Annotated in this window: 17 protein-coding genes; 3 read left to right on the top strand and 14 right to left on the bottom strand. The window is 69.4% G+C overall.

The features are described from left to right. Position 1 precedes the first annotated feature (1 nt). The 3 genes from AACL56_RS24325 to AACL56_RS24315 are packed head-to-tail and all read right to left on the bottom strand — an operon-like array spanning position 2 to position 1,437. Positions 2-421: a VOC family protein gene (locus tag AACL56_RS24325; RefSeq protein WP_339092358.1), complete on the bottom strand. Its 420-nt coding sequence runs from the start codon at positions 419-421 to the stop codon at positions 2-4. A 13-nt stretch (positions 422-434) separates the two neighbouring features. Beyond that, positions 435-962: an SRPBCC family protein gene (locus tag AACL56_RS24320; RefSeq protein ID WP_339092357.1), complete on the bottom strand. Its 528-nt coding sequence runs from the start codon at positions 960-962 to the stop codon at positions 435-437. A gap of 37 nt (positions 963-999) precedes the next feature. Beyond that, the gene (locus AACL56_RS24315) at positions 1,000-1,437 is read right to left on the bottom strand and encodes a VOC family protein (protein ID WP_339092356.1); all 438 of its coding nucleotides are present in this window, start codon (positions 1,435-1,437) and stop codon (positions 1,000-1,002) included. A 132-nt stretch (positions 1,438-1,569) separates the two neighbouring features. On the opposite strand from AACL56_RS24315, the gene AACL56_RS24310 reads away from it, so the two are divergent. After that, the gene (locus AACL56_RS24310; protein ID WP_339092355.1) at positions 1,570-2,226 is read left to right on the top strand and encodes a TetR/AcrR family transcriptional regulator; all 657 of its coding nucleotides are present in this window, start codon (positions 1,570-1,572) and stop codon (positions 2,224-2,226) included. Positions 2,227-2,229: 3 nt separating this feature from the next. Here AACL56_RS24310 and AACL56_RS24305 read toward each other — a convergent pair whose 3' ends face one another. The 10 genes from AACL56_RS24305 to AACL56_RS24260 form a co-directional block, all read right to left on the bottom strand. After that, positions 2,230-2,697, bottom strand: coding sequence for a MarR family winged helix-turn-helix transcriptional regulator (locus AACL56_RS24305; protein WP_339092354.1), 468 nt, complete (start codon positions 2,695-2,697; stop codon positions 2,230-2,232). A gap of 36 nt (positions 2,698-2,733) precedes the next feature. Continuing rightward, a complete protein-coding gene (locus AACL56_RS24300; RefSeq protein ID WP_339092353.1) occupies positions 2,734-4,479 on the bottom strand; it encodes an acyl-CoA dehydrogenase family protein in 1,746 nt (581 codons plus the stop codon). A gap of 20 nt (positions 4,480-4,499) precedes the next feature. Continuing rightward, positions 4,500-6,236, bottom strand: a complete 1,737-nt coding sequence (locus AACL56_RS24295; protein ID WP_339092352.1) for a tannase/feruloyl esterase family alpha/beta hydrolase — start codon at positions 6,234-6,236, stop codon at positions 4,500-4,502. Positions 6,237-6,273: 37 nt separating this feature from the next. After that, positions 6,274-7,017 (bottom strand): ABC transporter ATP-binding protein, encoded by a 744-nt coding sequence (locus tag AACL56_RS24290; protein WP_339092351.1) that lies wholly within the window; start codon positions 7,015-7,017, stop codon positions 6,274-6,276. Position 7,018: 1 nt separating this feature from the next. Then, positions 7,019-8,827 (bottom strand): ABC transporter permease subunit, encoded by a 1,809-nt coding sequence (locus tag AACL56_RS24285; protein WP_339092350.1) that lies wholly within the window; start codon positions 8,825-8,827, stop codon positions 7,019-7,021. Positions 8,828-8,988: 161 nt separating this feature from the next. Continuing rightward, on the bottom strand, positions 8,989-10,029 hold the full coding sequence (locus AACL56_RS24280; protein WP_339092349.1) for a branched-chain amino acid ABC transporter permease: 1,041 nt from the start codon (positions 10,027-10,029) through the stop codon (positions 8,989-8,991). Between the two features lie 28 nt (positions 10,030-10,057). After that, positions 10,058-11,194, bottom strand: coding sequence for an ABC transporter substrate-binding protein (locus tag AACL56_RS24275; RefSeq protein WP_339092348.1), 1,137 nt, complete (start codon positions 11,192-11,194; stop codon positions 10,058-10,060). Positions 11,195-11,238: 44 nt separating this feature from the next. Next, positions 11,239-12,003 carry an SDR family NAD(P)-dependent oxidoreductase gene (locus AACL56_RS24270; protein WP_339092347.1) on the bottom strand — a complete coding sequence of 255 codons (765 nt, stop codon included), beginning with the start codon at positions 12,001-12,003 and terminating at the stop codon, positions 11,239-11,241. Positions 12,004-12,024: 21 nt separating this feature from the next. After that, on the bottom strand, positions 12,025-13,896 hold the full coding sequence (locus AACL56_RS24265; RefSeq protein WP_339092346.1) for a feruloyl-CoA synthase: 1,872 nt from the start codon (positions 13,894-13,896) through the stop codon (positions 12,025-12,027). Continuing rightward, a complete protein-coding gene (locus AACL56_RS24260) occupies positions 13,893-14,666 on the bottom strand; it encodes a crotonase/enoyl-CoA hydratase family protein (RefSeq protein ID WP_339092345.1) in 774 nt (257 codons plus the stop codon). Before AACL56_RS24260 ends, AACL56_RS24265 begins: the two co-directional genes overlap by 4 nt. Before the next feature lie 104 nt (positions 14,667-14,770). On the opposite strand from AACL56_RS24260, the gene AACL56_RS24255 reads away from it, so the two are divergent. Further along, positions 14,771-15,679: an amidohydrolase family protein gene (locus AACL56_RS24255; RefSeq protein ID WP_339092344.1), complete on the top strand. Its 909-nt coding sequence runs from the start codon at positions 14,771-14,773 to the stop codon at positions 15,677-15,679. Here AACL56_RS24255 and AACL56_RS24250 read toward each other — a convergent pair. Continuing rightward, positions 15,668-16,567 (bottom strand): MurR/RpiR family transcriptional regulator, encoded by a 900-nt coding sequence (locus AACL56_RS24250; protein ID WP_339092343.1) that lies wholly within the window; start codon positions 16,565-16,567, stop codon positions 15,668-15,670. The genes AACL56_RS24255 and AACL56_RS24250 overlap by 12 nt on opposite strands. Before the next feature lie 123 nt (positions 16,568-16,690). On the opposite strand from AACL56_RS24250, the gene AACL56_RS24245 reads away from it, so the two are divergent. Then, positions 16,691-17,686 (top strand): Bug family tripartite tricarboxylate transporter substrate binding protein, encoded by a 996-nt coding sequence (locus AACL56_RS24245; RefSeq protein WP_339092342.1) that lies wholly within the window; start codon positions 16,691-16,693, stop codon positions 17,684-17,686. Positions 17,687-17,688 lie beyond the last annotated feature (2 nt).

Raw genomic sequence — 17,688 nt, 5'->3', positions numbered from 1 at the left:
GTCACACCAGGGGCTTGCCGCCGTTGATCAGCCACGGCGTGCCGAAGCGGTCGGTCACCATGCCGAAGCCCTCGACCCAGAAGGTCTTCGCGAAGGGCATGGAGACGGTGCCGCCCTCGGCGAAGGCATCGAACACGCGCCGGCCCTCGGCCACGGTGTCCAGCGTGAGCGCGACGCCGAATCCCTTCATGCCTTCGTAGGCCTGGCCGAGCATGCTGTCGGAGGCCATGAGCATGCCGTCGCCGTAGGCCAGCGAGGCATGCATGATGCGGTTCCTGGCCTCGGGCGGGAACTGCTCGCTGCCGGGCGCTTCGCCGACGGTCATCATCATCTGCATGGTGCCGCCGAGCGTCTTCTCGTAGAAGCGCATGGCCTCGGCGGCGTTGCCGTCGAACGTGAGATAGGCGTGGATGGGAGACATGAGGTTTCCTCGGTTACTTTTCGGTTGCCGCCTTCAGATTGGCCAGGCCTGCTTCGAAGTCCTTGCCGATCATCCGGTCCATGTTGAAGAAGATGCCCATGAGCCTGGCCACGTAGGGGCTCGGGCCGTGCATGGCCCAGGTGACCTGCGTGGCGCCGCCCTGGGGCTGCAGCGTGAACTCGGCCATGTTGTGGCCTTCGAAGGGCTCGATGAAGTCGAGTTGTATCGCAACCTTCGACGAGGGCGCCGACTCGACGATTTCCATGCGTCCCGCGCCCGCCTGGCCGTTGCCCTGCCAAGCGTAGGTCGCGCCCTTGCCGCTGGCCGAGCCGCCGAAGCTGCGCTTCATGCCGGGGTCGAGCTTCTCGTAGGGCGACCATGCGCCCCAGCGGTGGAAGTCGTCGATCAGCGGAAAGATCTTCTCGGCCGGCGCCTCGATGCGCGCGGTGCGTTCCACGCGGAAGGTATCGGGGCGGGTGGCTGCGAAGACGAGCAGCACGGCGATCGCGAGGACGACGACGAGGGCGATTTTCCTGAGCATGGCGGGACCCTGTGGAGCGATGAGGGATCGGAGGGAATCAGCTGGCCAGGTGCACCACCAGCAGCCAGCTCACGCCGAAGCGGTCGTTCAGCATGCCGAAGCTCGAGGTGAAGAAGGTCTTCATCAGCGGCTGCATCACCTGGCCACCGTCGGCCAGCGCGTCGAACCACTGACGCGCCTCGGCGTCGGTGCTGGCGGTGAGCGCGAGCATCACGCCCTTGAATTCGGGCTGGCCCGAGCAGCGGCCGTCGGAGGCCATCAGTTCGGTCTCGCCGATGCGGACCACCGCGTGCATCACCTTGTCGGGGCTGGGCATCGCACCGCCGCAGCTGGCGTCTGCGTTGTCGGAGGGCTCCGGTGCCGGCGCCTCGGAGTACCGCATCAGCTGGACCACTTCGGCGCCGAGCGCCTTCTTGTAGAAGCCGAGCGCTTCGTCGCAGCGGCCTTCGAACGAGAGGTAAGACTGGACTTTCATGTCGATTCCTTTGGATTCGAGGATGTCTGGTGCAACCCCCCGGTGTCCTGGGCCGCAAACCATCGGATTACTTTGTGTACACCGTCCACAAAGAATAGCAGGGATAATGGACAGTGTCCACATGGAATTGCAATGAAGCTCAACAACGTTCCCGAAAGCCTGCCGCCCGCCCGCAGCACCTACCGCCACGGCGACCTGCGCCGGGCGTTGCTGGACGCGGGTGTGGAACTGGCGCGCGACGGCGGTCCGGACGCCGTGGTTCTGCGCGAGGCCACGCGTCGCGCGGGCGTGGTGCCCAACGCGGCCTATCGCCACTTCGGCAGCCGGCAGGAACTGCTGCTGGCCGTCCGCGAGGCGGCGCTGGCCGCCGCGGCGGGTGCGATGGAAAAGGAACTGGCCGTGCTGCCCTGCGACCAGCCGCCCGCCGACTTCGCGCGCGCGCAGGTGCGCGCCATCGGCACGGCCTACCTGCGGTTCGCGCAGGCCGAGCCGGGCCTGTTCCGCACGGCGTTCGTGATTTCCGACGAGGGCCGCGGCGAGCTCGGCCCGGGCAAGGGCGGCGCGTCCAGCGGGCTCGACCCGTTCGAGCTGCTGGGCAAGGCGATCGACCGGCTGGTGGACGCCGGCGTGCTCGACGCGGCGCGGCGTCCCGATGCCGAATACCTCGCGTGGTCGGCGGTGCACGGGCTGGCGCTGCTCATCATCGACGGCCCGCTGCGCGGCACCGATGCCGCGGCGATTCACTCCCTGGGCCAGCGCCTCATCGACATGGTCGAGCGGGGCCTCTGAAGGCTACAGGTAGATCTTCTGCAGGAGCTTGATCAGCGTCTCGCGCTCGCGGGCGCTGAGCCGGGCGCTCGCATCCGACTCGAGCTGCACCACCGCCTGCTCGGCCTCTCGGATCAGCGATTCGCCATCGGGCGTGAGGTGCAGGCCCACGGCACGGCCGTCGTGCGGATGCGGCCGGCGCTCGATGAGTCCGCGGCTGTCGAGCGTGGCCACCAGGCTCACCAGGTTCGGCGGCAGGATGTCCAGCGTGTTGCACAGCTGCCGCGACGTGGCGCCCGGGTTGTGCGCCAGCAGCGATAGCACCGAGAAGTCGATCTGCTTGAGGCCGTAGGGCGCCATGCGTTCCGCGAACAGGTCGCTGACGATCAGCCACGCGCGGCGCGCGTTGTAGCCCACCAGCGCTTCGAGCATGCGCGCGTCGAGCCGGTCCGGCTGAACCTTGGCGGGAGCAGTTTTCGCGGAGGAGGGCATGGCGTGAGCGTAACCCGCGGCAGGCGGCGCCAGTGGCTACTTCGCCACACCGGCGGGTGCCGCCGCATGGGTCAGCGCCACGGTCTCGCAGGCCTTCTTGACGATGCCCAGACGCATTTCGAATTCGGGCAGCACCCAGCGCCGGAAGGCTGCGGCCGCGCGGGCCCTGGCTGCATCCTGCGGCGCGGCGGTCTCGATGCGCGCCCAGGCCCAGGCCATCAGCGTGAGCATGGTCACGCGCAGGTAGTCGTCAGCCACCTCATACGGCAGCACCGGGTTGGCATGCGCCGCCATGGCGACCGTGGTGCCCAGGTAGCGCAACTGCGCGAGGCGGCGCTGCACGTCGGCATCGGCATCGCGCGACGCATCGAGCGTGTCGCGCAGCTCAAGCAGCACCGCCGACATGCCCGCGCCGCCATCGGGCAGCACCTTGCGCACCAGCAGGTCGATGGCCTGGATCTCGTTGGTGCCCTCGTAGATCATCGTCACGCGCGCGTCGCGCACCACCTGCTCGATGCCCCACTCGCGCACGTAGCCATGGCCGCCGAACACCTGCAGGCATTCGCTCGCGCCGTGGAAGGCCTGGTGCGTGCACGCAGCCTTGAGCACGGGCGTGACGAACGAGCACCAGCGCTGCGCGCGTTCGCGCGCCTTCGGATCGGCGTCGTGCGCGGCCACGTCGAGCATGAGCGCGCTGCGGTAGGCGATGGTGCGCGCGCCTTCGATCCAGGCGCGCTGTGTGTCGAGGATTCGGCGAACCGCCGGATGCTCCGCGATCAGGTCGGCGCTCTCGCTGCCTCGGCTCGCGGGCACGGGGCCCGGTGCGCGCATCTGCCGGCGTTCCGCGGCATAGGCGTCGGCCTTCTGCCACGCGGCGTCGAGCAGGCCGATGCCCTGCAGCGCCACGTGCAGGCGCGCCGAGTTCATCATCACGAACATCGCGGCCAGCCCGCGGCCGGGCTCGCCGACCAGCCAGCCGGTGGCGTCGTCGAAGCGCATCGTGCAGGTGGGGCTGCCGTGCAGGCCCATCTTTTCCTCGATGCGTTCGCAGTGCACCGCGTTGCGCTCGCCGCCGGGCAGCAGCTTGGGCACCAGCGCCAGCGACAGGCCCTTGGAGCCGGCCGGCGCATCGGGCAGGCGGCACAGCACCAGGTGCACGATGTTCGGCGTCAGGTCGTGCTCGCCGCCGGAGATGAAGATCTTGCCGCCGTTCACCCGCAGGCTGCCATCGGGCTGCGGCACCGCGCGCGTGCGAACTTGCCCGAGGTCGCTGCCGGCGTGCGCCTCGGTGAGGCACATGGTCGCGAGCCATTCGCCGGTGGCGATCTTCGACAGGTAGCGCTGCTTCAGCTCGTCGCTGCCGTGGTGCTTGAGACAGGCATAGGCGCCGTGCAGCAGGCCTGGCGCCATCGTGAGGCCGTGGTTGGCGGCGGACAGCCATTCGTAGAGCACGGCCTCGAGCACCGCGGGCAGGCCCTGGCCGCCGTCCTCGGTGGCGGCGGACAGCGCGGGCCAGCCGCCATCGACGAAGGCCCGGTAGGCCTCGCGAAAGCCCGGCGGCGAGACGACCTCGCCGCTGTCGAATCGGCACCCGACCTCGTCGCCGCCGCGGTTGAGGGGCGCGACCACCTCGCCGACGAAGCGCGCCGCTTCCTCCAGCACCTGCGACTGCAGTGTCTCGTCGACCTCCGCGAAGGGGGCGAGCGCGCCCAGGCGCGCCGGTGCATCGAGCACGGCGTTCAGCAGGAAGCGGATGTCGTCGGGGCGGGGCTGATAGTCCATCAGGGGCTCGGGTTCGGAATTCAGGGGGCCTTGCACGCGAAGCTGCTCGCGCGCTCGGTGTCGCCGCCGGTGTAGGTGGCGACCTGGGGATAGGGGCACAGCGGGCGCGTGCGTTGCGCGGACCAGCCGGGCGGCACTTCGGCATTGGGCACCGGCGTGCCCGCACCGCGGGCGCTCGCCGTGACCGACGCGGGCGCCTTGCCCTGTTCGACCCAGTCGACCAGCGCCCCCAGCATGTCGAACTGGTCGGTGGCCGGGCCGCCCGAACAGTGGTTCATGCCGGGCACCGGGAAGTAGCGCGCGAACGAGGAGGCATCGCCGCCATTGGCGGCCTGCACGCGCTCGTACCAGGCGGCGGTGTCGTCCGACGAGAACACCGGGTCGCTGGTGCCGTGATAGACGATCATGCGGCCGCCCCTGTCGCGCAGAGCGCCGAGGTTGGCGGCATCGGGCGGCGTCATGAACGACAGCGCCGATTCGCGGAACACGCCCTCGGTGGCCGCGATGCGCGGCGCGTCGCGGTCCATGTCGAAGCCCAGCGCGAAGGGCAGGCCCTGCGGCCGGTCGGCCAGCGGCGGCGTGCTGAAGATGAAGGCCACGGCACCGGCGTCGCGTGTGGGCGGGCTGGCGAACTTCCATTCGCGCCAGTTGGCGCCGCTCACGCCCGCGTCGAACGGGAAGCTGCTGTAGACCGGCTGGCCCGCACCGTTGCGCGCGCCATTGAACACATTCGCCAGCGCGGTCTTCTGCGCGGCGGTCAGGCACATGCCGTCGCGTGCATTCGTTGCGCCGGCGGCGCAGGTGGGCACCGCGGCCTGGAGGTCGAACGCCGCGCGGCAGGCCTGCAGGTTCGACACGATGCCGTCGGCCAGGCCGTCGAGCGCGTCGCAGCGCTGCAGCACCTTGTCGGCCACCAGCTTCATCTCGGCCGGGGTGAAGGCGCTCTGCAGCTCGGGCTGGCCCGCGGCGTTCTTCGCCGTGGCGACTGCTGCGTACTGCTGCGCGCCGTAGAGCTGCGCGACGGCCGCCTTCGGCAGGTTGAAGCCGGGGTCGCCCGCGAGGATGCCGTCGTACTGGCCGGCCGAGCGCACGGCGGCCACCATCGCGTGGCGTCCGCCATTGGAGCAGCCGCCGAAGTACGAGCGGTCGGGGCCGCGGCCGTAGGCCTTGGCGATGAGGTTCTTCGCCATCGGCGTGAGCTGCGCGACGGCGTTGTAGCCGTAGTCGAGCCGCGCCTGCGGATCGAGCCCGAAGCGCGGCCCCATCGCGCCCGCATGGCCGGCGTCGGAACTGATGACGGCAAAGCCCATCTGCAGCGCGCTGCTGCGCGGGCCGCCGCCTCCGATGCCGCCGAGCGCCGGCAGCACCACGCCGTCAAGCCCGCCGTTGGCCTGGTAGAAGAAGCGGCCGTTCCACGCCACGGGCAGGCGCATCTCGAAACCGATGGCGTAGCGCTGGCCGTCGACGGGGCTGGTGCGTTCGTTCATCCGGCCCTGCACCAGGCAGTGCGCCGGCGCGGCCATCGGGACGCCACTCACGGTGACAGTGCCGGCCGGCACGTCGGTGACCGAGGTGTAGATGGTGCCCGGCAACGCGGCGCGCGCGGCCAGGTCGGTGCAGGCCTGCAGCGTGCCGGGGCGCGCGGCGGCCAGCGGTGCGTGCGGCGCTGGGGCACGGCTGGCACACGCCGTGAGCAATGCGACGACGCCAAGCGCGGTCGCGCACAGGCCAAGGGGAAGGTGGCGCTGCAGTGTCATGTCGTCTCCTTGCCGCGAACGCTGCGGCGTCTTGGTGTCAGGCCGCCTTCTTGGCTGCGCCCAGATAGGTGTCGATCACGCGCGAATCCACGGCCAGCTGCTTCGCCTCGCCCTCCAGGCTCACGCTGCCCATCTCGAGCACGTAGCCGCTGTCGGCCACCTCGAGCGCGGCACGCGCGTTCTGCTCCACCAGCAGGATGGTCACGCCGGTGGCGCGCAGCGCGTCGACGGTGCGGAAGATCTCCTGCACCACCAACGGCGCCAGCCCCAGGCTGGGCTCGTCGAGCATCAGCAGCGTGGGGCGCGACATCAGCGCGCGGCCCACCGCCAGCATCTGCCGCTCGCCGCCCGAGAGCGTGCCGGCCAGCTGCGCGCGGCGCTCTTTCAGGCGCGGGAACAGGGTGTAGACCTCGTCGATGCGATCGCGCCACTGCCTGTTTCGCAGCCGCACCTGGCGGAACCCGCCGAGCACCAGGTTGTCTTCCACCGGCATGGTGGCGAACAGCTCGCGCTTCTCGGGCACCAGCGCGATGCCGAGCATCACGCGCTCTTCCAGCGTCATCGCCGAGATGGGCTGGCCCTTGAACTCGATGACGCCCCTGGCGGGCAGCACGCCCATCAGCGCGTTGAGCAGCGTGGACTTGCCCGCGCCGTTCGGGCCGATCACGGTGACCACGCTGCCCTGGCCGGCCTGCAGGTCGATGCCGTGCAGCACCTCGGCGCGGCCATAGCCGGCGTGCAGGTCGCGGATGCGCAGTAAAGGCGTGTGGGTGTTCGTCATCTCAGTGCTCCGTGCCCAGGTATGCCGCGCGCACCTTGTCGCTGTTCTGCACTTCGGCGGGCGTGCCCTCCATCAGGTGCGTGCCGAACTCCATCACCACGATGTGGTCGCAGATGTCCATCACCAGTCCCATGTCGTGCTCGACCAGCAGGATGCTCATGCCCTCGTCACACAGCTGCTTCAGCACCTTGCCCAGCGCTTCCTTCTCCTTGTGGCGCAGGCCGGCGGCAGGTTCGTCCAGCAGCAGCAATGCCGGGTCGGCGCACAGGGCGCGCGCGATTTCCAGCAGGCGCTGCTGGCCCATGGCCAAGTTGCCCGCGAGCTCGTGCAGGTGCTCGCCCATGCCCACGCGCTGCAGCTGGCGCTCGGCCTCGCGGAACAGCGCGCGCTCCTCGGCGCGGTCGATGCGCAGCATGGCCGCGATGGCGCCCTTGTGCCCGCGCAGGTGCGCGCCCAGCGCCACGTTCTCCAGCACCGTCATGTCGGCCACCATCTTCACGTGCTGGAAGGTGCGCGACACGCCGCGCTGCGCGATCTGCCGCGCGCCCAGCCCGCCGATGGGCTCGCCGCGGAAGCGCACCGCGCCGCTGGTGAGGCCGAGCACGCCCGTCACCAGGTTGAAGGTGGTGGACTTGCCCGCGCCGTTCGGGCCGATCAGGCCGACGATCTGGCCGGCGCGCGTCTGGAAGCTGATGTCGTTCACCGCCACCAGCCCGCCGAAGGTCTTGCGGATGGCCTGCACGTCGAGCACCACCTCGCCCGCGGCGGGCCTGGCGCGCGCCGGCAGGTCGCTCGCACCGTGCCAGTCGACGGCGCGGCGCGGGCGCGGCAGCCGGCGGTCGATGAAGGCCCAGAGGCCGTCGGGCAGGTACTTCAGCACCAGCACGATCATGATGCCGAACACGATCAGCTCGTAGCTGCCGGCCGTGCCGATGAGCCTGGGCAGCAGCACCTGCAGCTGGTCTTCGAGCAGCTTGACGATGCCCGCGCCGGCGATGGCGCCCCATACGTGCGCGGCGCCGCCGAGCACGGCCATGAAGAGGTACTCGATGCCCATCTTCAGCCCGAAGGGCGAGGGGTTCACGGTGCGCTGGAAGTGCGCGAACAGCCAGCCCGAGATGGAGGCCAGCATGGCCGCGAGCACGAAGATGCCGATCTTGAAGCGCAGCGTGTTCACGCCCATGGCCTCGGCCATCTGCGAGCCGCCGGCCAGCGAGCGGATGGCGCGACCGCTGCGCGAGTCGAGCAGGCGGATCACCGCGAACGCGGCAAGAATCGCGAACAGCCAGACCACGCCGTAGAACAGCCGCTGTTGTCCGAACTCGAAGCCGAACAGCGACAGCCCCTTCACGCCCAGGATGCCGTCGTACTTGCCCAGCGCGTCGAGGTTGCCCATGAGGTAGTACAGCGACAGCGCCCAGGCGATGGTGGCCAGCGGCAGGTAGTGGCCCGACATGCGCAGCGTGATGGCGCCGATGATCGCCGCGCTCAGGCCGGTGAGCGCCAGGCCGATGAACAGCGTGACCCAGGGCGACAGGCCGGTGTTCACCGTGAGGTAGGCGGTGGTGTACGCGCCGATGCCCACGAACGCGGCCTGCCCGAAGGAGGTGAGGCCGCCCACGCCGGTGAGCAGCACCAGGCCCAGCACCGGCAGCGTGTAGATGCCGATGTAGTTGAGCTGGATGATCCAGAAGTCGGGCAGCGGCAGGAAGGGCAGCACGACGAGCGCCAGGATCAGCGCGAGCGGGCCCCAGGTGCGCAGGGCGCTCCTGTCGGGCGCCGGTGCCGAAGGATTCAGGAGTGCTTCCATTTCAGATGCCCGTCGCGGTGCAGGTTGCACGCAGTTCGCCAGCGCGGCACGGCCTGGACGGAGAACACCGCGGAACCGGCTTTGCCGGGCCGCAGGTGTTGCCCCCGGCGAGGGGGGTGGCGAAGCGACACGAAGTGCGCGGAGCCTGGGGGAGTCTCATTTCAATGCTCCTCGTCCGAATGCCCGCTCTTGAGCGAACGCCACAGCAGCACCGGCAGGATGATGGTGAACACGATCACTTCCTTGAACGAGCTGGCCCAGAAGGAACCGAAGGCCTCGATCACGCCGACCGCCAGCGCGCCCAGCAGGGCGCCCGGGTAGCTCGCGAGGCCGCCGATGACGCCGGCCACGAAGCCTTTCAGGCCGATGAGAAAACCGGAGTCGTAGAAGATGGTGGTGGTCGGCCCGATCAGCAGGCCCGACAGCGCGCCGATGAGCGCGGCCATGGCGAAGGTGAGCTGCCCGGCGGCCTGCGTGGAGATGCCCATGAGCCGCGCGCCCAGCCGGTTCACCGCCGTGGCGCGCAGCGCCTTGCCGTACAGGCTGCGCTCGAAGAACAGGTACAGCAGCACGATCAACGCCGCCGACATCGCGAAGATGATGAGCGCCTGCCCGCTCACGTTGAGCGGGCCGAGCGCCATGCGTTCGTCCCAGAAAGGCGGATTGCGAAAGCCCTCCGCGCCGAAGAACAGCAGGCCCAGGCCCGTCATCGCGAAATGCACGCCGACCGACACGATCAGCAGCACCAGCGAGCTCGCGCCCGCCAGCGACTGGTAGGCCACGCGGTACACCAGCGGCCCGAAGGCCGTGACGATCAGCACCGTGAGCAGCGCCTGCACGCCGATCGGCAGGCTGCGCGGTCCGGCCCAGGCCGACACCGCGCAGATGACGGCCGGCAGCACGAAGGTGCGCAGTGCCGCCTTCAGGCCGCGGGCCGCGCTGCCGCTGTGGCGCCAGGTGGTGACCAGGTCCATCAGCGCGGCAACGCCGGCCAGGATGAGCAGCAGCCACACCGTGCCCGGCGTCTTGCCGGTCTGGAAGATCGCCAGCGTCAGCGCGCCGTACGCCACGAATTCGCCCTGCGGGATGAAGATGACGCGGGTCACCGTGAAGACGAGCACGATGCCCATGCCCAGCAGGGCATAGATCGCGCCGTTGGTGAGGCCGTCCAGCGTCAGGATGCTGGCGATCGAGAAATCCATGGCGTGAGGCGCTTGCTGTGCAAAGGGTTTACTGCTCGACCTTGAAGGCGCCGTTCACCACCTTGAGCATCACGCCGGTCTCGGTCGTGTAGCCCCAATGGTCCTGCGCCGTCCAGTTCAGCACGCCGTGCGCGAGGACGGTGCGGCCCATGCCTTCGAGCGCGTCGCGCAGCGCGGCGCGGAACTCCGGCGTGCCGGGCTTGGCCTTCTTCAGCGCGACGGGCACGGCCTTCTCGAGCACCGTGAGCGCGTCGGCCGCGTGGCCGGCGAACTGGTTGCGCGAGCCCGGACCGTAGGCCTTCTCGTAGCCCTGCACGAAGGCCACGGCGGCGGCCTTCGAGGGATGGCTGTCGGGCAGCTGCTCGGCCACGGTTGCCGGGCCCGACACCACGAAGGTGCCTTCGGCATCCTTGCCGGCGGTGCGCATCAGGTCCTGCGTGGCCGCGGCGTGCGTCTGGTAGACCTTGCCCTTGTAGCCGCGCTCCATCACCGCTTTCTGCGGCATGCCGGCGCCGCTGCCCGAGGCCACGATCAGGATCGCGTCGGGGTTGGCCGAGGTGAGCTTGAGCACCTGGCCCGTCACGCTGGTGTCGGCGCGCGCGAAGCGCTCGGTGGCCACGATCTTGATGCCGTTCTTCGCGGCCTCGGCGGTCAGCGCCTTGAGCCACAGCTCGCCGTAGGCATCGGTGTAGCCGAGGAAGCCGACCGTCTTCACGTTCTGCTTCTTCATGTGCGCGACCACCGCGTAGGCCATCACGTCGTTCGACTGTGGCAGGCGGAAGAACCACTTGTCCTTGCCCGGTGGCAGGCCGGCCGGCGCGGTCGACAGCTGCGGCGTGCCGGCCTCGGCCGTCACGTCGGCCATGGGAATGGCGACCGGCGTGGCGCTGGAGCCGATGATGACGTCGGCCTTGTCTTCCGTCACCAGGCGCTGCGCGTCCTTCACGCCGGTGGTGGGGTCGGTGGCGTCGTCGAGCACCACCACCTTGAGCGTCTCGCCCGCGATGGCTTTCGGCCAGATCGCGATGCCGTTCTTCACCGGGATGCCCAGGCCCGAGGCCGGGCCGGTGAGCGGCTGCACCACGCCGATGGTGATGTCGGCATGGGCGAAGCCCATGCTCATGAGCGCCAGCACGGCGGCGAGGGTGGTCTTCCGGAAGGTCATCGATGTCTCCTGATAGGTCTGCGAAGCGGGAGGGGGCAAAGGGTTCAGCGCGGCGCCATGCGCAGCGCGCCGTCGAGGCGAATGACTTCGCCGTTGAGGTGGCCGTTGGTGACGATGTGGCAGGCCAGCTCGGCGAACTCCGACGGCTTGCCCAGGCGCGGCGGGAACGGAATGGACGCGGCCAGCGAGTGCTGCACCGGCTCGGGCAGCTCCAGCAGCAGCGGCGTGGCGAAGAGGCCGGGTGCCACGGTGCACACGCGGATGGCATGCTGCGCCAGGTCGCGCGCCATCGGAAGCGTCATGCCCACCAGGCCGCCCTTGGAGGCGCTGTAGGCCTGCTGGCCCACCTGGCCGTCGAAGGCCGCGACCGAGGCGGTGAAGAGCATCACGCCCTTCTCGCCGTTGTCCAGCGCGGCGAGCTTCGCGCAGCGTGCCGCGAACAGGCGCGCCATGTTGTAGCCGCCGATCAGGTTGATGTTGACCACGCGCACGAAGTCCTCGAGCGGCGCGGGGTTGCCGTCCTTGCCGACGATGCGCTTGGCGCTGCCGATGCCGGCCACGTTCATCAGGATGCGTGCGGGGCCGTGCGCGGCCTCGGCCTTGTCGAGCGCGGCGTTCACGCTGTCGGTGTCGGTGATGTCGCAGACGCAGGCGATGCCGCCGATCTCGGCGGCCACTTTTTCGGCCAGTTCGGCGTTGCGGTCGAGCACGGCGACCTTGGCGCCCAGGCGCGCGAGCTCTCGTGCGGTGGCTTCGCCCAGGCCCGATGCGCCGCCGGTGACGAGCGCGGCTTGTCCTTCGATCTTCATCTGTCCTGTCTCCTGGAGTGCTTAACGTGGCTTGAGGGTGAAGGGCAGCGTGCCGGCGTGCATCGCATCGGCCAGCGCGGCGCGGTGCTTGAGCACGGCGCGCTGGTTGATGGAACCCTTGTCGGTCACCTCGCCCTTGTCGATGGACGGCGGCTCGGCCATCAGGTGCAGCCGCGCGATGCGGTTGGCGCTGCCGGTGGCGGCCGCGGCCAGCGTGTCGATCACCTGCTGGAAGTGGGCCTGCACGGGTGCGCTCTCGAGCACCTGCTGCATGGAGGCGTTAGCGTCGAGGCCGGCGAGCTGGCGCACCTTCTGCGTCGGGAAGATCAGCGCGCCGACTTCCTTCAGGTTGATGCCGGTGAGCACCGCGTCCTGCACATACGGCGCACCGGCCGCGATGATCTTCGCGCGCAGCGGGCCCACGCTCACGAAGGTGCCGGTGGCGAGCTTGAAGTCTTCGGCGATGCGGCCGTCGAAGCGCAGGCCGCGGTGGATGTTGTCGCCGTCAATCCACTGCACTGCGTCGCCGGTGGAGAAGAAGCCCTCGTCGTCGAAGGCCTCGGCCGTGGCCTCGGGCGCGCGCCAGTAGCCGGGCGTGATGTTGGGGCCGCGGTAGCGCACCTCGGTCTTGCCGTCGACGTCGATCAGTTTCAGTTCGATGCCGGGCGCGGGCAGGCCCACGTCGCCCGACTTCACGTCGGGGCCGGTGACGTACAGCGCGAACGGGCCCGACTCGGTCATGCCCAGACCCGTGCCCATGACGATGCGCTCGCCCACCTCCGACTCCTGCGTGCGGTGCAGGCTGTCCCACACCGGCTGCGAGAGCGCTGCGCCCGAGTAGAAGAACATCTTCACGCGCGACAGCAGGTTGCGCCGCAGCACCGCGTCGGTTTCCATCGCCTGCGCGATGGCCTCGAAGCCTGTGGGCACGTTGAAGTAGATGGTGGGTGCGATCTCGCGCAGGTTGCGCAGCGTCTCGGCCATGCCGGCGGGCGTGGGCTTGCCGTCGTCCACGTAGAGCGTGCCGCCGTTGTCCAGCACGATGCCCACGTTGTGGTTGCCGCCGAAGGTGTGGTTCCACGGCAGCCAGTCGACCAGCACGGGCGGCTCGTCGCCCAGCGCGGGAATCGACTGGCGCAGCTGCTGCTGGTTGGCGCACCACATGCGGTGCGTGTTGATGACCGCCTTGGGCATCTTGGTGGAGCCCGAGGTGAACAGGAACTTGGTGATGGTGTCGGGGCCTGTCGCGCGCATCGCGGCGTCGATGGCGGGCGTGGCGGGTGTCGAGGCCAGCGCGTCGAAGGAGGTGACGGCGCGGCCTTCGAGCGTGCCTTCGGCGATGACGACCTCGGTGTCCGCAGGAACGACCGCGGCGATGGCGCGGCCGTAGCGCGCGGCGTCGCTTGCGAACACCAGGCCGGGCGTGAGCGTGTCCAGCACGTGGCGCAGCTTCTCGAAGTCCTGGCTCACGAGCGAGTAGGGCGGCGACACGGGGCAGTAGGGCACGCCGGCGTAGAGGCAGCCGAGTGCCAGCAGCGCGTGCTCGATGCCGTTCTCGCTGAGGATCGCGACCGGGCGGTCCGCGCTCAGGCCGCGATCGAGCAGGGCCTGCCCGATGTTGCGTGCTTCTTCCAGCGCCTGCGCGTAGCTCACGCGCAGCCAGTCGCCGGTGCTGCCGTCGGCCAGCCGTTCGCGGCGCGCGATGAAGGTGCGCTCGGGTGCCCGTTCGGCCCACCAGGCGAGGCGGTCGGTCATCCGCTCGCGATACGGCTCGAGCTGCGTCTCGGCGCTGAGGTACTGCGTGCCCGGTTCGCCGTCGCGCAGCACGGCGCGCGTGACGCCGAAAGCCAGCGGGCGATAGCGAACGGCGGGAGCGGCGCGGTCGGCGTTCATCCCTTGCTCACCTTGGCGCCGCGGCCTTCGAGGAAGTCGCGCACGCGCTGCTTGGCTTCGGGCGCGGCCTGCACGATGCCGGACATCAGGGCTTCGGTGAAGAAGCCGTGATCGGCCGACTGCTCGGCGATGCGCGGCAGCGCGTGCATGAGCGCGTAGTTGGTCAGCGGCGCGTTGGTGGCGATGCGCCTGGCGAGCTCCAGGGCCTTGTCGAAGGCGGTGCCTTCGTCGACGAGGTACTGCGCGAAGTTGGCGCGCTCGCCTTCCTCTGCGTTGTAGACGCGGCCGGTCATCATCATGTCGGTCATGCGCGCCACGCCGATCAGCTTGGGAATGCGCACAGAGCCGCCGCCGCCCACGAAGATGCCGCGCGAGCCTTCGGGCAGTGCGTAGAAGGTGCTCCGGTCGGCCACGCGGATGTGGCAGGCGCTGGCCAGTTCGAGCCCGCCGCCGACCACTGCGCCGTGCAATGCGGCGACAACCGGCACCGGGCCGTGCTGGATCAGGTCGAGCGCCGCATGCCACATGCGCGAATGCTGCAGGCCCTGGCCGGCATCGCGCTCCTTCAGCTCGCTCAGGTCGAGCCCGGCGCAGAAGTGCGGGCCTTCGCCGTCGAGCACTGCGGCACGCACTGTGGAGGGCAGTTGCTCGAAGGTGTCGCGCAGCGCCAGGATCAGGCCGTCGGACAGTGCGTTGCGCTTGCTGCCGCGCGCGAGGCGGACGATGGCGACTTCGTCGCGGATCTCGATGTGAAGGTCTGGATGGGTCATGGTGATGTCCGGGGTTGCATCGAATTATGGTTATGGGAAATAATCAATTCAAGGCATTCGAGGCCCGCCGAACCTAGGGACTTACCCGCACCGGAGACAACGACATGGACCACCAGAACCTGATCGCGATCGACATCCACACCCACGCCGAAGTGAGCTGCTGGAACCCGTTCGACAACTACGGAGAGGAATACGACCGCGCCGCCGACAAGTACTTCGGCTCGAGCGGGCGCCCCACCATCGCCGAGAGCGTGGCGTACTACCGTGAAAGAAAGATCGGGCTGGTGATGTTCATGGTCGACGCGGAGTCGAACATGGGGCGGCGCCGCATCCCGAACGAGGAGATCGCGGAGCACGCGCAGAAGAACAGCGACATGATGATCGCCTTCGCGAGCATCGATCCGCACAAGGGAAAGATGGGCGCGCGCGAGGCGCGTCGGCTCATCGAGGAATACGGCGTGAAGGGCTTCAAGTTCCATCCCACCGTGCAGGGCTACCACCCCTACGACCGGATGGCCTGGCCCATCTACGAGGTGATCGCCGAATACGGCCTGCCGGCGATCTTCCACACCGGCCACAGCGGCATCGGCTCGGGCATGCGCTGCGGCGGCGGCCTGCGCCTGGAATACAGCAACCCGATGCACCTGGACGACGTGGCCATCGACTTCCCCGACATGCAGATCGTCATGGCCCACCCCAGCTTTCCCTGGCAGGACGAGGCGCTGAGCGTGGCCACGCACAAACCCAACGTGTGGATCGACCTCTCAGGCTGGAGCCCGAAGTACTTTCCGAAGCAGCTCGTGCAGTACGCCAACACGCTGCTGAAGGACCGCATCCTGTTCGGCAGCGACTATCCGCTGATCACGCCCGACCGCTGGATGCGCGACTTCGAGGTGGCGGGCTTCAAGCCCGAGGTGATGCCCGGCATCCTGAAGGGCAACGCGGTGCGCCTGCTGCGGCTGGACGCGCCTTCACCTGCACCGGCGTCTGCACCCGCGCCCTCAGCCGGCTGACGACGCCTTGCGCGAACGGCGCCCGGCCTGCGCGGCCGCGTCGTTCCAGTGCTGTTCCCACAGCGCGTCGCCGCGTTCGAGCGCGGCGCCCAGCTCCCGCTTGCGCCTCTGCACGACGGCGGTGACCAGCGCGTTGCACAGCGAGAACGCCGCCGTGTACGAGTCGAAGGGCGACGCGCTGGAGGTGCGCGCGAGCATCACATGGTCGGCCGCGCCCGCCGCCGGCACCGAGGGGCCGTCGGTGATGACGATCACGTGCCCGCCCTTCTCGCGGAAGTACTTCGCCGCGCGCGCGATGGCCAGCGAATGGCGCCGGAAGGTGACGGCGAGCAGCACGTCCTGCGCGTCGATCCACAGCAACTGGTCTTCCAGCGGCAAGGGCCCCGAGGTGGCCAGCGGCCGCACGTCGGGCAGGCACATGTTCAGGTGCAGCGCGAGGTGGCTGGCCAGCGCCGCGCCGTGCCGCTGGCCGAGCACGTGCACGCGCGCCTTGCGCTGCGTGAGCAGGCGAACCGCGGATTCGAACGCGGCCACATCGAGCGACGCGAAGGTCGATGCCAGGTTGTGCTGGTCGTGCAGCAGCGCGTTGGCCAGGCAGGTGCGCGCGGAGGTGTCGTCGCCGATCACGGCGTCCGCGCGCGTGGCGGGCGACTGCAGCCGTGCGGTGACCTCGGAGCGCGCCTCCATTTGCGCCTCGGCATAGCTCGGGTAGCCCAGCTTGGCGAGCAGGCGCACCACGGTGGAGGCGCTGGTGCCCACCTTCTTTGCAAGGCTCGTTGCAGATTCGAGCAATCCCTGCGGGTAGCGCGTCTGCAGTTCCTCGATGAGCAGCTGCTCGCTTCGGGTGAGCTTGCGGTCGTATCCCGAGATGCGTTGGTTCAGGTTCATGGTCACGGGCATTCTGCATGCGCGGCAGCGTTTCCCCCAATTTTGCAATGAGCATTGCAAAAATATGATTGACTTGCAACAATGCGCGCAATTTCAATCGATCCCATCGCACGAGGACGCTTCATGAACCCCACCATCACCGCTCCCGCACTGCGCCGCCGCACGATGCTCGGCGCCGGCCTTGCCGCCATGCTGCCGCTGGCGGCACGTGCCGAGGCCTGGCCCGTGCGGCCCGTCACGCTCGTGGTGCCGTTCCCGGCGGGCGGTTCGGTGGACCTGATCGCGCGTCTCTATGCCGATCCGCTGGCCAAGGCGCTGGGCACGCCGGTGGTCATCGACAATCGCGCGGGCGCGGGCGGCTCCATCGCCAGCGCGCAGGTGGCGCGCGCCAAGCCAGACGGCTACACGCTGGTGGTGTCCTCGCAGAGTTCGCACCTGGCCAACCCGCTCACGCAGTCCAACCCGGGCTACGACCCGATCCAGGACTTCGCCTCCATCAGCCAGCTGGCGCGCTCCATCAACGTGCTGCTGGTGAACCCGGCGGTGCCCGCGAAGACCTTCAAGGAATTCGTCGCGCTGGTGAAGTCGCGTCCCGGCGAGCTCAACTTCTGCAGTGCCGGGCCGGGCAGCATGGGCCAGCTCAACGTGGAGTTGATGAAGTCGCAGTTGCAGCTCGATGCCACGCACGTGCCCTACCGCGGCGGCGGACCGCTGGTGACGGCGCTCATCTCCAACGAGGTGCAGTTCGGTCTCGACAATCTCGCGCCCTTCCTGCCGCACATCCAGTCGGGCAAGCTGCGCGCGCTGGCGGTCGCGTCGCCCACGCGCGTGGCGGCGCTGCCCGACGTTCCGACCTTCGCCGAGCTGGGCTACTCGGTGCTCAACACCACGTCGTGGATCGGCCTGGCCGCGCCCGCGAAGACGCCGCCCGAGGTCGTTGCCGCGCTGCACAAGGCGGTGCGCTCGGTGGCCGACCAGCCGGCCATGGCACAGGCGCTGCTTTCGCGCGGCGCGCTCACGCCCGAGGTGCAGTCGCCGGCGCAGTTCACGGCCATGATGGCCGAGCGCCTGGTGGTGTACGGCGAAATGGTCAAGCGTGCCGGCATCCGTGGCGAGTGAGC

It is taken from the genome of Variovorax paradoxus, assembly GCF_902712855.1.
Taxonomy (GTDB): Bacteria; Pseudomonadota; Gammaproteobacteria; order Burkholderiales; family Burkholderiaceae_C; genus Variovorax; species Variovorax paradoxus_Q.
This window is presented reverse-complemented; position numbering and strand designations above follow the sequence as displayed.

Bases quoted from the DNA above. Each gene is read 5' to 3' on its own strand.
- AACL56_RS24325 (WP_339092358.1), bottom strand. From the start codon at position 421: ATGTCTCCCATCCACGCCTATCTCACGTTCGACGGCAACGCCGCCGAG.
- AACL56_RS24320 (WP_339092357.1), bottom strand. From the start codon at position 962: ATGCTCAGGAAAATCGCCCTCGTCGTCGTCCTCGCGATCGCCGTGCTG.
- AACL56_RS24315 (WP_339092356.1), bottom strand. From the start codon at position 1,437: ATGAAAGTCCAGTCTTACCTCTCGTTCGAAGGCCGCTGCGACGAAGCG.
- AACL56_RS24310 (WP_339092355.1), top strand. From the start codon at position 1,570: ATGAAGCTCAACAACGTTCCCGAAAGCCTGCCGCCCGCCCGCAGCACC.
- AACL56_RS24305 (WP_339092354.1), bottom strand. From the start codon at position 2,697: ATGCCCTCCTCCGCGAAAACTGCTCCCGCCAAGGTTCAGCCGGACCGG.
- AACL56_RS24300 (WP_339092353.1), bottom strand. From the start codon at position 4,479: ATGGACTATCAGCCCCGCCCCGACGACATCCGCTTCCTGCTGAACGCC.
- AACL56_RS24295 (WP_339092352.1), bottom strand. From the start codon at position 6,236: ATGACACTGCAGCGCCACCTTCCCCTTGGCCTGTGCGCGACCGCGCTT.
- AACL56_RS24290 (WP_339092351.1), bottom strand. From the start codon at position 7,017: ATGACGAACACCCACACGCCTTTACTGCGCATCCGCGACCTGCACGCC.
- AACL56_RS24285 (WP_339092350.1), bottom strand. From the start codon at position 8,827: ATGGAAGCACTCCTGAATCCTTCGGCACCGGCGCCCGACAGGAGCGCC.
- AACL56_RS24280 (WP_339092349.1), bottom strand. From the start codon at position 10,029: ATGGATTTCTCGATCGCCAGCATCCTGACGCTGGACGGCCTCACCAAC.
- AACL56_RS24275 (WP_339092348.1), bottom strand. From the start codon at position 11,194: ATGACCTTCCGGAAGACCACCCTCGCCGCCGTGCTGGCGCTCATGAGC.
- AACL56_RS24270 (WP_339092347.1), bottom strand. From the start codon at position 12,003: ATGAAGATCGAAGGACAAGCCGCGCTCGTCACCGGCGGCGCATCGGGC.
- AACL56_RS24265 (WP_339092346.1), bottom strand. From the start codon at position 13,896: ATGAACGCCGACCGCGCCGCTCCCGCCGTTCGCTATCGCCCGCTGGCT.
- AACL56_RS24260 (WP_339092345.1), bottom strand. From the start codon at position 14,666: ATGACCCATCCAGACCTTCACATCGAGATCCGCGACGAAGTCGCCATC.
- AACL56_RS24255 (WP_339092344.1), top strand. From the start codon at position 14,771: ATGGACCACCAGAACCTGATCGCGATCGACATCCACACCCACGCCGAA.
- AACL56_RS24250 (WP_339092343.1), bottom strand. From the start codon at position 16,567: ATGAACCTGAACCAACGCATCTCGGGATACGACCGCAAGCTCACCCGA.
- AACL56_RS24245 (WP_339092342.1), top strand. From the start codon at position 16,691: ATGAACCCCACCATCACCGCTCCCGCACTGCGCCGCCGCACGATGCTC.